Source organism: Bradyrhizobium sp. LHD-71 (assembly GCF_031157255.1).
Taxonomy (GTDB): domain Bacteria; phylum Pseudomonadota; class Alphaproteobacteria; order Rhizobiales; family Xanthobacteraceae; genus P52-10.
Genome location: NZ_JAVIFX010000012.1, coordinates 1 through 12,371 on the forward strand (window position 1 = coordinate 1; position 12,371 = coordinate 12,371).

General features: G+C 62.2%; 13 protein-coding genes, 1 tRNA gene and 2 rRNA genes. 8 read left to right on the forward strand and 8 right to left on the reverse strand.

The genetic code is table 11. From position 1 onward, the window contains the following. The 4 genes from RCO31_RS14460 to RCO31_RS14475 form a co-directional block, all read left to right on the forward strand. Nucleotides 1-481, forward strand: a 23S ribosomal RNA gene (locus tag RCO31_RS14460); the annotation flags it as partial. Nucleotides 482-580: 99 nt separating this feature from the next. Beyond that, a 5S ribosomal RNA gene (rrf, locus tag RCO31_RS14465) occupies nt 581-695 on the forward strand. A 176-nt stretch (nt 696-871) separates the two neighbouring features. Beyond that, complete coding sequence (locus RCO31_RS14470) at nt 872-1,330, forward strand: hypothetical protein (protein ID WP_308969111.1); 459 nt, start codon at nt 872-874, stop codon at nt 1,328-1,330. Nucleotides 1,331-1,588: 258 nt separating this feature from the next. Further along, nucleotides 1,589-1,846, forward strand: a complete 258-nt coding sequence (locus tag RCO31_RS14475; protein WP_308969112.1) for a DUF2798 domain-containing protein — start codon at nt 1,589-1,591, stop codon at nt 1,844-1,846. A 91-nt stretch (nt 1,847-1,937) separates the two neighbouring features. Here RCO31_RS14475 and RCO31_RS14480 read toward each other — a convergent pair whose 3' ends face one another. Together RCO31_RS14480 and RCO31_RS14485 are read right to left on the reverse strand one after the other, a co-directional pair. Further along, nucleotides 1,938-3,365, reverse strand: a complete 1,428-nt coding sequence (locus RCO31_RS14480) for an enoyl-CoA hydratase/isomerase family protein (RefSeq protein WP_308969113.1) — start codon at nt 3,363-3,365, stop codon at nt 1,938-1,940. A gap of 63 nt (nt 3,366-3,428) precedes the next feature. Further along, nucleotides 3,429-3,905 carry a YbaK/EbsC family protein gene (locus RCO31_RS14485; RefSeq protein WP_308969114.1) on the reverse strand — a complete coding sequence of 159 codons (477 nt, stop codon included), beginning with the start codon at nt 3,903-3,905 and terminating at the stop codon, nt 3,429-3,431. Between the two features lie 159 nt (nt 3,906-4,064). On the opposite strand from RCO31_RS14485, the gene RCO31_RS14490 reads away from it, so the two are divergent. Next, nucleotides 4,065-4,610 carry a methylated-DNA--[protein]-cysteine S-methyltransferase gene (locus RCO31_RS14490; RefSeq protein WP_308969115.1) on the forward strand — a complete coding sequence of 182 codons (546 nt, stop codon included), beginning with the start codon at nt 4,065-4,067 and terminating at the stop codon, nt 4,608-4,610. Nucleotides 4,611-4,780: 170 nt separating this feature from the next. On the opposite strand, the gene RCO31_RS14495 is transcribed toward RCO31_RS14490, so the two are convergent. Genes RCO31_RS14495 through RCO31_RS14520 form a run of 6 tightly spaced genes read right to left on the reverse strand, consistent with a single transcriptional unit; the run spans nt 4,781 to nt 9,871 of the window. Continuing rightward, nucleotides 4,781-5,647 (reverse strand): MBL fold metallo-hydrolase, encoded by an 867-nt coding sequence (locus tag RCO31_RS14495; protein ID WP_308969116.1) that lies wholly within the window; start codon nt 5,645-5,647, stop codon nt 4,781-4,783. A gap of 31 nt (nt 5,648-5,678) precedes the next feature. After that, nucleotides 5,679-6,296 carry a glutathione S-transferase family protein gene (locus RCO31_RS14500; RefSeq protein ID WP_308969117.1) on the reverse strand — a complete coding sequence of 206 codons (618 nt, stop codon included), beginning with the start codon at nt 6,294-6,296 and terminating at the stop codon, nt 5,679-5,681. A gap of 23 nt (nt 6,297-6,319) precedes the next feature. Then, nucleotides 6,320-7,162: a fumarylacetoacetate hydrolase family protein gene (locus RCO31_RS14505; protein WP_308969118.1), complete on the reverse strand. Its 843-nt coding sequence runs from the start codon at nt 7,160-7,162 to the stop codon at nt 6,320-6,322. A gap of 21 nt (nt 7,163-7,183) precedes the next feature. Then, nucleotides 7,184-8,029: an MBL fold metallo-hydrolase gene (locus tag RCO31_RS14510; protein ID WP_308969119.1), complete on the reverse strand. Its 846-nt coding sequence runs from the start codon at nt 8,027-8,029 to the stop codon at nt 7,184-7,186. A gap of 38 nt (nt 8,030-8,067) precedes the next feature. Beyond that, nucleotides 8,068-9,054: an NADPH:quinone reductase gene (locus RCO31_RS14515; protein WP_308969120.1), complete on the reverse strand. Its 987-nt coding sequence runs from the start codon at nt 9,052-9,054 to the stop codon at nt 8,068-8,070. A 34-nt stretch (nt 9,055-9,088) separates the two neighbouring features. Next, the gene (locus tag RCO31_RS14520; RefSeq protein WP_308969121.1) at nt 9,089-9,871 is read right to left on the reverse strand and encodes an SDR family oxidoreductase; all 783 of its coding nucleotides are present in this window, start codon (nt 9,869-9,871) and stop codon (nt 9,089-9,091) included. Between the two features lie 194 nt (nt 9,872-10,065). Here RCO31_RS14520 and RCO31_RS14525 point away from each other — a divergent pair, with 194 nt between their 5' ends. The 3 genes from RCO31_RS14525 (at nt 10,066) to RCO31_RS14535 (ending at nt 12,311) form a co-directional block, all read left to right on the forward strand. Further along, nucleotides 10,066-10,827 (forward strand): SDR family oxidoreductase, encoded by a 762-nt coding sequence (locus RCO31_RS14525; RefSeq protein WP_308969122.1) that lies wholly within the window; start codon nt 10,066-10,068, stop codon nt 10,825-10,827. A gap of 227 nt (nt 10,828-11,054) precedes the next feature. Further along, a tRNA-Met gene (locus RCO31_RS14530) sits at nt 11,055-11,131 on the forward strand. A 253-nt stretch (nt 11,132-11,384) separates the two neighbouring features. After that, entirely contained in the window at nt 11,385-12,311 is a 927-nt protein-coding gene (locus RCO31_RS14535) for an ABC transporter six-transmembrane domain-containing protein (RefSeq protein WP_308969123.1), read from the forward strand. Nucleotides 12,312-12,371: the final 60 nt, after the last annotated feature.

Sequence of the window (12,371 nt, forward strand, 5' to 3'; positions counted from 1 at the left end):
GTGGATGGGCCATCGCTCAACGGATAAAAGGTACGCCGGGGATAACAGGCTGATGACGCCCAAGAGTCCATATCGACGGCGTCGTTTGGCACCTCGATGTCGGCTCATCACATCCTGGGGCTGGAGAAGGTCCCAAGGGTTCGGCTGTTCGCCGATTAAAGTGGTACGTGAGCTGGGTTCAGAACGTCGTGAGACAGTTCGGTCCCTATCTGCCGTGGGTGTTGGAATGTTGAGAGGATTTGTCCTTAGTACGAGAGGACCGGGATGAACGTACCTCTGGTGGAGCTGTTGTCGCGCCAGCGGCAGTGCAGCATAGCTATGTACGGACGGGATAACCGCTGAAGGCATCTAAGCGGGAAACCCACCTCAAAACGAGCATTCCCTTGAGAACCGTGGAAGACGACCACGTTGATAGGCCGGGTGTGGAAGCGCAGCAATGTGCGTAGCTTACCGGTACTAATCGTTCGATCGGCTTGATTGCTCTCATTTATCAATGTCCACTTCGGTGGTGCGCCTGTGACGGCGCCTTGAAATGAGATGAAAGACACTCAACAGCTTGCTTCAATCTGTCCTTCGCCGGCCTGGTGGTTCTAGCGAGGAGCCTGAACCCGATCCCATTCCGAACTCGGCCGTTAAACTCCTCAGCGCCAATGGTACTATGGCTTAAGCCCTGGGAGAGTAGGTCGCTGCCAGGCCTGCCAAGAACAGATGAATTCCTCTTCAACGTTGTCATGATTAAACGAACGCCGCTTCCGAAAGGAGGCGGCGTTTTTGTTTGCGTCGATCAGTTCTGCCTTGAATCGATGTGGCTGTTCGGCTCCTTATTGCCGGCGGTCTTAGGTGACCGGCCGCAGCTTCCAAGGCTCGGATCATGAAAAGGCTTTTCACCGCTTCGGCAGTCATGCTTGCTGCGTCTGCAGCGCCGGCGCAGAATCCTGCGTGGATTCACGGTCCCAAGCCGATATTCGTTCCCGGCCTTTACGAAAGCGAAAGTCGCAACAGCCACTTCCAGAACCAGCCGGCGAAGGCGACGGTGTGCATCGCATCCGCCGACTTCGACGCATTCCGGGCCGACACGATGGCGCAGTACCGTTCCGCCCCGCATTTCTCGAAGGAATGCTCGCTCAGCGAGACGGCTCAGATGACCGACGGCTTCGCCCTGGCGATGGCCTGTCGCGGCGTGAAGACGGTTTTGACCTATCGCTTCTCGAAGGATCAGGTCGCGTCGACGATCGAAACGATAATCCTCCAACACCGCGCCTCATCATCGTCCATCCTGACGATGATGCGTCGTGTGGGCGACTGCCCTGGCCAGAAGGCGCCGGTGTAACTCCCCGTGGCCGAGCCTTTCCGATCCTGTGGGACCGAGCACGGCGTGAGATCCGAGTTGATCGGCGATGGTCAGCAGCCGTGAGATCTTGAACACCGGCTTTCACTCGGCTAGACGCCTGCTGCAGGGTCGTCCCGGCTCGCCGTAAGCGTCTCACGTCAGGCAACGCATCCAACCCGGTCCTTCGCATCGGACCAGCATGCCGGCGTTCCGGCAGGTGGATGCTATAGCGATGGACTGCTGTCCCGTGAGAAATCCATGACTTCGTTTCGTCTACGCAGGAAGCTGCCCGCTCGCTACGCGGGCTTCGTCAGTCCGTTGCTGCTGTCATTGCTGATGACGTTCATCGTCTCGCTCATTTCGACCCTGAAGAGCCTCGGCCTCCGACCCGGTCTGCCGTCTGCCTGGATGACCGCATGGGTCCTGTCCTGGCTTGTTGCCTTCCCGACGCTGTTGCTCGTGCTTCCGATGGTTCGGCGGATCGTGAACTGGTTGTGCGAGCCCGTCGCTCACTGATCGGCCCAAGAATGAAACGCCCGGGCAAGTTCGGGCCTTTCATTCTGGTGTCGTCCGGCAGCGCTTCCCGCCAGGCCGAACGATATCATGTTCACCCCTTCCGGTTCTGCGCGTCCCAGTACTGCTCGAGGTTTCCGATCAGCGCCGGGCTGAAGTGGCAATGCGCCTGCTCGCGTGCATAGACCGCACAGTAGCGTCGCAGCATGTCGAGCGGCTCCTGCGCGACGCGGAATGCCTGGCGGTTGCCGATGGCGCCGACGGCGCCGGAACTTGTCAGTCCTTCCACCACCCGGCCGACGGCTTCGTCCATCTCGCCGGCTGGCACGATCTCGTCGCATATCAGCCGGCCCTCGGCGCTGTCGCAGTCCAGCCTGCGTCCATACTGAATGGCCTGGCGGGCGATGCGGTCGCCGGTAAAGCGTGGCAGGCGCATGTTCGATGCGCCCGGGATGATGCCCTCCTTGCGCGCAGGAAGCGTCATGTAGGCGTCGTCGGCGGCAATGACGTAGTCCATGGTCAAGAGGATCTGGCAGTGGCCGCCAATGGCGAAGCTTTCGACGGCGGCAATCCAGGGCTTTTCGATGCCGTGTCCATGGACGTCGTCGGGGAGCGCCTCGCGCCGCGCGACACCCCGAAAGAACTTGTGCACAAAACCCAGCTCACGCTGCATGTACCAGAGGTACGGAATCTTGCCGCGATAGAGATGCGTGAGGTTGATGCCGCTGCCGAGAATGCGTTTGCCGGCATATTTCGGGTGCTCGACCAACCCGCCGCGCAGCACGGCGATCTCGGTCGTCGGATCGAGCGTCGCAATATCGACCGCCGTTTCCATCGCATCGATCGTGGTCTGGTCCTCGGCGTTCAGGTAGCGCGGATTGTTCATCACCAGATGAATCGCCTTGCCTTGGCGTGACAGCATTATCGGCCCGAGATCGAGTTTGCCCTCCGTGGCGAACCTTGAAAGATGTTCGCTGACGTCGATGCGCGGCAGCAGCATTGCGTGACAGAGATGCCGGCCGGCGGCCTCATCTCCCAGCACGTGAGACAGAAAAATGCCCTGGTCGATCTCGTGCCCTTCCTTATCGCGTTGAAAAAGGGCTTCTTCGCGCAGGACCTGCTCTCGGGTGGGCGTCAGTCCGGGGCAGAGCTCTGCCGCTGTGTGGACGAGCTCTTCCACCCGCAGGAATTGAGACAAATTGTGCGTGAGGCTGGCGTAGAGTTCGCCGACATGCGCTTCGAGAAAGCGGCCGCGCGCCCGCCGCGCCCGCTCATGTACCAGCTCCGCCGCCTTTGCCTGCTCGGCCGTACGCGCGGGCTTCGGCGGCAGGCGCGCGATGATGTCATGCGACAGATGCCAGAACTCCGAGCAGAGGCGGCGATCGCTGGCAAAATCCGTCACGCTGGCCGGCTCAGCCCCTCGCCATCGGTCGACCGGAAGGTCGAGCCCGGCCGCCGCCTGCCGGAGTGCGGCGATCGGGTCCGCAGGACGGTCGTTCATGTGTTGATCGGTGGCGGCCATGATGTGTCGCTCCGTCCGTGGTCAGTGTCCCGGATATGCGAACACAAAGTCAATTAGCGAGAGTCATTCTCGCGGCGCACCATCCCGGCACACATCGACCCACTCCGCGCCCGTCAGCTCTGCCATCCGCTCCGGCGAAATCCGCAACGCGCTGTTGCGCGAGCCTGCGGCGGGAACGACTTCCGCGAAGGCTTTCAGCGACACATCGCAGTAGACCGGCAGTGGTGCGGCGAGCCCGAATGGGCAGACGCCGCCGATCGGATGGCCCGTGATAGCCTCGACTTCCTCAGGCCCAAGCATCGACGCCTTTCCGCCAAACGTTTCCTTGACCTTGCGATTGTCGAGACGCGCGGTGCCGGCGGTGACGACGAGGAAGGTGCGGCCGCCGACGCTAAGCGATAGCGTTTTGGCAATCTGCGCCTGCTCGACGCCATGTGCAGCCGCAGCTTCCGCGACGGTTGCCGAACTCGCTTCGGTGACCAGGATCACAACATCGGGAGCATACTGGGCAAAGAACTTGCGGACGGATTCCAGACTCATGCGATCTGAATAGCCCGAACTGCGTTCCAGTCAAATCCAAGCTCCCGGCGGGGCCTTATGGCAAAGGTCCGGAATCGGGTGGCAGGCGGGAAAGAATGCCCCTAAATTTGCCGGCATGATGAGATGCCGCATGCGCGGCTTCATGAGCAGCGAACAGCCATGACAGATTCAGGCTTCACCCTTTTCGATACAACCATCGGCCGCTGTGGCGTCGCCTGGGCCGAACGCGGCTTGACCGGAATCCAATTGCCTCAGCCAAACGAGGCGCAGACGCGCACACGCCTGTTCCAGCGCGCCGGAAGCGAGCTGCCGGAGGCTTCGCCACCGCCGGAGGTCGCGCGCGCGATCGTCAGCATGACGGACCTGCTGGGCGGCGCCAAGATTGACCTCACCGATATCGCCCTCGACATGTCGCAAGTGCCGGAGTTCAACCGCGGCGTCTATGCCATTGCGCGGGAAATTCCGCCCGGCGAGACATTGACCTATGGCGATATCGCCAAACGTCTTGGCGGGGTTGAACTCTCGCGCGACGTCGGCCAGGCGCTCGGTCAGAACCCGTTTCCGATCGTCGTGCCATGTCATCGCGTCCTTGCCGCCGGCGGCAAGCCGGGCGGTTTTTCCGCCAATGGCGGCGTCAAGACCAAGCTGAAAATGCTGGCGATCGAAGGCGCCTATGTGAATCACACGCCGAGCTTGTTCGATTGACAGTCGACGTCATTACGGGACGGTCCCAACGGGTCCGCGCAAAGCGCGGCCCGATCGGACCGGACTCGGAATCCAGAGGTTTTTGCCTCGGAGCGTCACATCGAGGATTCCGGGTTCATCGACAATGGCGGCGCTTCGCGCCGGCCGTTGTCGATGCACCGGAATGACGATCACGCCATCTCGCACTTGAAGCCGCTGTCCCAGCGCCTGATCCGTCCGACCGTGGGCGAGGGGAAGTGAGCCGTGCAGCAGAGCGTCTTCGTGTCGCAATAGCGTTCAAGGAAACTGCGGCGCGTCACAGCTGACTGCGCCTTGTCGACGTCGAACTTGACCGACAGTTCTGGATAGCGCGTCTGCAGCGGTGAATGCATCAGGTCGCCGGACATCACGGCTTCGTCGCTCCCTTTGCCGAAGCAGATGGCGACGTGACCGGGCGTGTGCCCCGGCGTGTGCAGCAGCCGCACATGGTCGCCGAGCTGGTGATCGTTGCTGACCGCCTCGGCACGATCGACTTCGACGATCGGCAGCACGCTGTCGACGTAGACCGGGACTTCCTTCTTCGCATTTTCCGCGGCCCAGTAGTCGAGCTCCTGCTTGCCAAAAACGTAGCGCGCGTTCGGAAACGTCGGTACCCAGCGTCCATTCTCCAGCCGCGTGTTCCAGCCGACATGATCGACATGCAGGTGAGTGCAGAACACGTAGTCAATGTCGCCGACGGACAGTCCTGCAGCCGCGAGCGCGCGCATATAGGTATCGTCGGTCTTCATGTTCCACGCCGGGCGACCAGGCCGCGGTTTGTCATTGCCGAGGCAGCTATCGACCAGGATCGTGTGATGCGGTGTCTTGACGATGTAAGATTGGATACAGAGCTGCAGCACATCATTCGCATCGAGCGCCGAAGGACGCATCCAGATTCGGTTCTCAGCCAGCAGCTCCGGCGTGAGGTCCGGAAGCATGTCAAGCGCCGGCAGGAACGGGCCCTCCTGCTCGATGATGCGATGGATGGTCATGTCGCCGGCGGCGAAACGCAAGCTCATGGTCTCTGCCCTCCATTTTAGATCGGGTGCTTCATGCCGGCGGCGGCACGGTATCCTTGATCGACGGCCGCTTCATCATCGCCTCGTGAAAGGCTGAGAGTTTCGGATACGTCTTGCGCCAGCCGCAATCGGGAAAGCGAAAATCGGCATAGCCGAGCGCGCACACGAGGCCGATCTGGGCGATGTCGAGCGGACGCGCCAGCGTGTCGGGCCGCTGCTCGAACAGCTTGAAGCCCTGCCAGGCGCGATCCCACTGATCGTCCAGCCAGACATCCCACCGCTTCTCTTCCGGACGCAGCATGCGCTCGTAACGGCAGAGCAGCATCGCCTCAAGCATGCCTTGGGTGATCGCGTGCTCGGTCTTGACGCGCCATTTTGCGTCGCCTGAAGCCGGGATCAGCTTGCCGCCGCCGGCGAGCTCATCGAGATATTCGGCGATCACGTATGAATCGACGATCGTGTTGCCGTTGTCGAGGATCAGCGCGGGCAGCTTGCGCAACGGACTGACGTCGCGCGCATAGCCCTCGTTCGACTGGCCTGGCTGCACCGTCGTCGGCACGAGCGCGATCCTGTCGATCAGTCCAAGTTCGATTGCCGCGATGCGCACCTTGCGTGCATAAGGAGAGCCGGGCGAGAACGTCAGTTTCATGGTCGATCCTTTTCGCTAGCGGCTCAGGCGGCGACGATCTGCTGCCGTTGCGTTCCAAGACCCTCGACGCCGAGCGTGACGACGTCGCCCACGTTCAGGAAGCGCTGCGGTTTCTTGCCGGAGCCGACGCCGGGCGGGGTGCCAGTGACGATCACGTCGCCGGGAAGCAGCGTCATGAAATGAGAGACATAGGACACGATCTTCGGGATCTTGAAGATCATGGTTGCGGTCGTTCCGGTCTGCTGCCGCTCGCCATTGACGTCGAGCCACATCGGCAGGTTCTGCGGGTTCGGAATCTCGTCCCTGGTGACGAGCCAGGGACCAATCGGGCCGAAGCTATCGTGCGACTTGCCCTTGGTCCATTGTCCCTGACGCTCGGTCTGAAAGTTGCGCTCCGACACGTCGTTGGCCAGGCAGTAGCCGGCGATGTGTGAAAACGCCGCGTCTTCGTCGATGTACTTCGCCCGCTTGCCGATGACGAGGCCAAGCTCGACCTCCCAGTCGAGCTTGGTCGAGCCGCGCGGTTTCTCGACCGGATCATTCGGGCCGGATAACGAGGTGGCAGCTTTCAGGAAGATGATCGGCTCGCTCGGAATAGGCGCTCCCACCTCAGCAGCATGGTCGCTGTAGTTCAGCCCGATCGCGACGAATTTGGACGGCGTCGGAACGGGAGGCCCGAGTCGCACGCCATCCGGCATGCGCGGCAGGCCGGCCGGATCGATCTCAGCGATCCGCCTCAATCCCTCGTCAGAGAGCACCTCTGCGGAAATGTCCTTCGCGTGCGAAGAGAGGTCGCGGACGTGGCCGTCCTTGTCGATGATGCCCGGCCGCTCCTTGCCTGCTTCGCCAAACCTTACGAGTTTCATCGTTTCGTTCCCTGATCTGGTTCACGCCGCAAAATACTTGAAGCGGTCGCCGTCGCGTTTGATGTAGCCGGCGTCGAAGTGGCCACCGATGACGAGGGTCCTGGTGTCGGCGAACCGCGAAAACAATTCCTTCTTGCTCTTGGTTGACTGCGCAGGATCCGAGTCCGGTGACGACGACCAATCCACATGCCACATCTGGCAGGGATGATGTGCTACGTCGCCGGTGAGCAGACCTTCCTCGCCCTCCGATTTGATGTGGATGCTGACGTGGCCAGGACTATGGCCCGGCGTCGGGATCAGCGTCAATTCCTCGCAGAGTTTGGCGTTCGGCGCGACCAGCTCAGCCTTGTCCGCGTCCATGATCGGCTTCACCGAATCCTCGAACACGGCCGCATGCGATGGCGTCGGCTTGTTGTCGCGCCAGTATTCGTATTCCGGCTTTACGAAGATGTAGCGCGCATTCGCGAACGTCGGCACCCACTTGCCGTCCACGAGCTTCGTGTTCCAGCCGACGTGGTCCACGTGAAGGTGGGTGCAGAAGACGGTGTCGATCGACTCCGGCGGATAGCCTGCTTTCGTCATGTCATCGAGGTAGGGCTTGTTGAGCTTGTTCCAGGTCGGCACATTGCGGCCTTCCTTGTCATTGCCAAGGCCCGTGTCGACGACGATGCGCCTGGTTGGCGTTTCGACGATCAGCGAGTGGATCGACATCTTCAGCTTGCCGGCCTCGGTCGCGAAGTCCGGAATGAGCCACGGCAACTCTCTGATCTCCTCGTAGGTCGCCTGCGGCAGGATGAAGCGCGTCCCGCCCTCCATTGCGATCTCGGTGACCTTGGTGATCTTGACCTTGCCGACCTTCCAGCTCATGCGACTTCCTCCACAACGCGCTGATTGTTCTTCTTGTCTTATCGGGCGCAGTCGACGACGACGGTACCGAGCTTGGTGCCGGCTTCCACCGCCAGATGCGCTTCGACAGTATCCTTCAGGGGAAACTGGGCCGCGACCATGTGGATTCGACGGCCGGCGGCCAGCCATTCGGCCATGCCGGCCTGTGCCTTGCGCTGCATCGGCATCGGCGTCAGCGGCAGCTGCATGCCGTAGACCGTCACGTTCTTGCTGGTCAGGATGCGAATGGTCACTTGCGGCTTCGGGTTGCCGCGAGATGCGTAGATCGCGACCGTGGAAAAGCGCGCCAGGACCTTTTCCGTGGTCTCGATGTTGCCGCCGAAGTCGACCTCGACGATGCGGTCGACGCCCTCTGGCGCGAACGCGCGGATGCGTTCGACCACGTTTTCCTGCTTGTAGTCGATAACGAGATCGGCGCCGGCCGCGCGCGCGATCTCGGCCTTCTTCGGCGAACTGACCGTGGTGATGACGCGGGCGCCGCCCCATTTCGCAAGCTGGATGCCGTAGTGACCGACCGCGCCGGCGCCGCCGGTGACCAGCACGGTCTGGTCCTTCACTGGGCCTGCGTGAAACAGGCACACCCACGCGGTCATGCCCGGTACGCCGAGAGTGGCGCCTTCTGCGAACGAGACGTTGGCGGGCAGGGGCGTGACGAGGTTTTCGTCGAGCGCGATATATTCCGCCGCGGTGCCAAATGCACGGCCGTTGCGCTGGCCGTTGTAGAGCCAGACGCGATCGCCTTCCTTGAAGCGCTTGGCGCCGGGGCCGACCTGATCGACGATGCCGGCGCCGTCGCTGTTGGCGATGACGCGTGGATACTCCATCGGATCGGCGCTGCCGCCGCGACGATAAGTGTCGGAAGGATTGACGCCGGAAGCCTCGAGCTTGATCCTGACTTCGCCCTGGCCCGCAGTCGGGGTCGGCATCTCGCCGTAGTTGAACACCTCGCGCGCTGGCCCCTGCCGGTCGTACCAGACTGCCTTCATTTCATTCCTCGAAAATCGTTCTTGTCGTGTTGGATCAGGACAGCGTGCCGCGGAACGCGCCACCGTCCAGCAGGAGGTTCTGCCCGGTGATGTAGCCTGCATGCTGGCTGCACAGGAATGCGCAGGCCGCGCCAAATTCGGCGGGATCGCCGAAGCGCCCGGCCGGATGCTCCTTCGAGCGTTGCGCGATCAGGTCGTCCACGGGCACTCCCTTCGCCTTGGCTTCGCCGGCCGAGTTCGAACGAATGCGATCGGTGACGAACGGGCCCGGGAGCAGGTTGTTGATGGTGACGCCGTTGGCGATGGTCTTGCGCGAGAGGCCGGCCACGAAGCCCGTGAGGCCGGCGCGCGCGCCGTTGGAGAGGCCGAGCGTGTCGATCGGCGCCTTCACGGCCGCGGATGTGATGTTGACGATGCGTCCCCATTTGCGCGCCATCATGCCGTCCACCGTCGCCTTGATCAGCTCGATCGGCGTCAGCATGTTGGCGTCGAGCGCCTTGATCCAGTCCTCGCGGCTCCAGTCGCGGAAATCGCCGGGCGGCGGTCCGCCAGCGTTGTTGATGAGAATGTCAGGTTCCGGGCAGGCCTTCAGCACCGCTTCGCGGCCCGCCGGGGTCGCAATGTCGCCAGCAATCGCCGTCACCTTGACCGGATAACGGGAACGGATTTCAGCGGCGGTCTTTTCCAGCGCTTCTGCGCCGCGTGCAATCAGCACCAGGTCGACCCCGTCGGCGGCCAGAAATTCGGCGCAGGCCTTGCCGAGCCCCTTGCTCGATGCGCAGACGATCGCCTTCTTGCCCTTGATGCCTAGATCCATGGCGTGTTCCTTAGCGTTTGACCTCTCGGCCGAATTTGAAGCAGCTTTCTTGTTCCGATGAAAGCCTCTCCAGCCGTTGCTTGAGCATATCAGCGCGGCGTGGCAAATGGTGCCGTCTGCAGGAACGCAACTTCGTGTAAGTCAAATTCACCCGGTCGACTTCGCCAAGTCGACCTTCACCGAGGTGAGGTGCCATGGCCGATCTGTTCGATGTCTCGAAGGAAGTGGTGCTCGTCACCGGCGCATCGCAGGGGTTGGGCCGGCATTTTGCGCGGCTGCTGGCGCTGCACGGTGCATCGGTCGTGGTTGCCGCGCGCCAGGTAGACAAGCTCGAAAGCCTCGCCGGCGAAATCAAGAGCAACGGTGGTCGCGCTGCTGCGGTGCGGATGGACGTCACCGATGGTGCCTCGATCGTGCAAGGGTTCAGCGCGGCCGAAACGGCGCTTGGGCCCGTATCCGTGTTGATCAACAATGCCGGCGTCGTCGTGGAAAAAGCGGCCGTCGATCAGACCGAAGCCGATTGGGACAAGGTGCTGAACGCGAACCTCAAGGGCTCGTTTTCGGTCGCCACCGAATTCGCCCGCCGCGCGATCGCTCGCAAGGCGGGCGGCAGCATCATCAACATTTCGTCCGTGCTTGGCGTCGGCGTGATGGGTCACGTCTCGACCTATTCGGCCTCGAAGGCCGGCTTGATCCAGCTGACGAAGTCGTTCGCGCTGGAATGGGCGTCCAAGGGCATTCGCGTCAATGCGCTGGCGCCCGGCTATATCGACACCGAGTTCAACCACGATTTCTGGGCGACGCCACCAGGCGAACGACTGATCAAGTCGATTCCGCAGCGGCGACTGGGCCACGAGAGCGACCTCGACGGCGCCGTTCTGCTGCTTGCCTCGCCGGCCTCGCGCTACATGACCGGCTCGGTCATCACCGTGGACGGCGGGTTCCTGCTCGCCTGATCTGATCTTTTTATTCCATCCAGACGCGGGGGTCGCCACCGCCGCCGCCGCTGGAACCCGTGCTAAGTAGGCCCCCGCAGGGACGGATTGTCGTCCTCTCTTAGCGGCCTTATGCCGCTGTCGCAAAATCATCAAAAAGAATGCGGGAAGGGGTTCCCAAACGAGATCACGGTTGCTAATACCCGCCCGCACCGCGGAGCTCCTTTTAGCCCGCGGGGACTGACTGGCGCGGGGTGGAGCAGCCCGGTAGCTCGTCAGGCTCATAACCTGAAGGTCACAGGTTCAAATCCTGTCCCCGCAACCAGTCCCACCGCAGACATCTCGGCCGCTGCCGCCCGCTCAGACGCCCTGAGCAGGCCGCAAGCTGGCCGTGGATGTCGATATCGACCGCGTGGTGCCGACCACGGGTGTATGACAATTTTCTTCACCAGCTCACGGATCCGTTGCCGTACCTGCGCGTGGCTCTCCGCCTGCAGCGCCACTTTTTCAGATCTCGCCGCACAAGTTGCCGCACGTTAAGGTCGAATTTCACGTCTGCAACGAAGGGGATTCCTGCGATGCCCGGCGGCCTTCCTGTGAAAGTCCGCTCCGCCGCCGAGGCGATCCGGCCCTTTCGTTGGCGAATATCGCTGACCTATGCGCTGACCGTGATCGAGGACTTGCTGGAGCTGTCGTATCCCTGGGCGACCGGCCTGGCAATCAATGGATTGCTGGCGCAGGACTACAGGATGGCAGCGCCGGTCATGATCGCTTGGCTGCTGCATACGGCGGTCGGCTGCGCGCGGCAAATGTACGACACCCGCCTCTACACCAAAATCTACAACGTCATCGTGGTCGACACGGTGGTGCGCCAGCGCCAGGCCGGAATCGAACCGACGGCGGTGGCAGCGCGCTCGACCATGTCGCGCGAGTTTGTCGCCTTCTTCGAGAAGGACATGCCGGTCGTCATCAACGCCGTGGTCGGCATCGTCGGCTCGGCCGCCATCCTGTTTTACTATGACCTTCTGATCGGCGCGGCGGCAGCCCTGTTGTTCGTCCCGGTTGCCGTCATCAACCGCAACTACATGCGCCTTTCGCTGGCGCTCAATGCGTCGCTCAACAATCAACTCGAGCAGGAGGTGAGAGTCATCGACGGAGCGCAGCCGCAAGCCGTTATGGACCATTTCACCGACGTGCGTACGTGGCGCATCAGGCTCTCGGACGCAGATGCGCGCAACTGGACCATCATCGAGGCGCTGTCGATGGTGGTCTTCGTCCTGGTGCTCGTGCGCGTCGCCTATCTACCGAACCCGGAGGCCGGCACCATCTTCGCGATCTTTTTCTATGTGTGGCGGCTGATGGAGAAGCTCGACCTCTCGCCACAAATTGTGCAGCAGCTCATGCGCCTGAAGGACATCCGCCGGCGCATCGAAGCCGGGATGCCCATCGAGGCGATCGGCGCGGAGCTGGAGCGTGAGGGAGTGGACAAGCGGCCGTCGCAGTGATCGTGCGAACGCAGCCATCTTCGACACGAACTCCGGTCTGCATCCGCCCTACAGCTGTTC

Excerpts from the sequence above, each read along its gene's own strand:
- RCO31_RS14470 (WP_308969111.1), top strand. The coding sequence starts at position 872 with ATGAAAAGGCTTTTCACCGCTTCGGCAGTCATGCTTGCTGCGTCTGCA.
- RCO31_RS14475 (WP_308969112.1), top strand. The coding sequence starts at position 1,589 with ATGACTTCGTTTCGTCTACGCAGGAAGCTGCCCGCTCGCTACGCGGGC.
- RCO31_RS14480 (WP_308969113.1), bottom strand. The coding sequence starts at position 3,365 with ATGGCCGCCACCGATCAACACATGAACGACCGTCCTGCGGACCCGATC.
- RCO31_RS14485 (WP_308969114.1), bottom strand. The coding sequence starts at position 3,905 with ATGAGTCTGGAATCCGTCCGCAAGTTCTTTGCCCAGTATGCTCCCGAT.
- RCO31_RS14490 (WP_308969115.1), top strand. The coding sequence starts at position 4,065 with ATGACAGATTCAGGCTTCACCCTTTTCGATACAACCATCGGCCGCTGT.
- RCO31_RS14495 (WP_308969116.1), bottom strand. The coding sequence starts at position 5,647 with ATGAGCTTGCGTTTCGCCGCCGGCGACATGACCATCCATCGCATCATC.
- RCO31_RS14500 (WP_308969117.1), bottom strand. The coding sequence starts at position 6,296 with ATGAAACTGACGTTCTCGCCCGGCTCTCCTTATGCACGCAAGGTGCGC.
- RCO31_RS14505 (WP_308969118.1), bottom strand. The coding sequence starts at position 7,162 with ATGAAACTCGTAAGGTTTGGCGAAGCAGGCAAGGAGCGGCCGGGCATC.
- RCO31_RS14510 (WP_308969119.1), bottom strand. The coding sequence starts at position 8,029 with ATGAGCTGGAAGGTCGGCAAGGTCAAGATCACCAAGGTCACCGAGATC.
- RCO31_RS14515 (WP_308969120.1), bottom strand. The coding sequence starts at position 9,054 with ATGAAGGCAGTCTGGTACGACCGGCAGGGGCCAGCGCGCGAGGTGTTC.
- RCO31_RS14520 (WP_308969121.1), bottom strand. The coding sequence starts at position 9,871 with ATGGATCTAGGCATCAAGGGCAAGAAGGCGATCGTCTGCGCATCGAGC.
- RCO31_RS14525 (WP_308969122.1), top strand. The coding sequence starts at position 10,066 with ATGGCCGATCTGTTCGATGTCTCGAAGGAAGTGGTGCTCGTCACCGGC.
- RCO31_RS14535 (WP_308969123.1), top strand. The coding sequence starts at position 11,385 with ATGCCCGGCGGCCTTCCTGTGAAAGTCCGCTCCGCCGCCGAGGCGATC.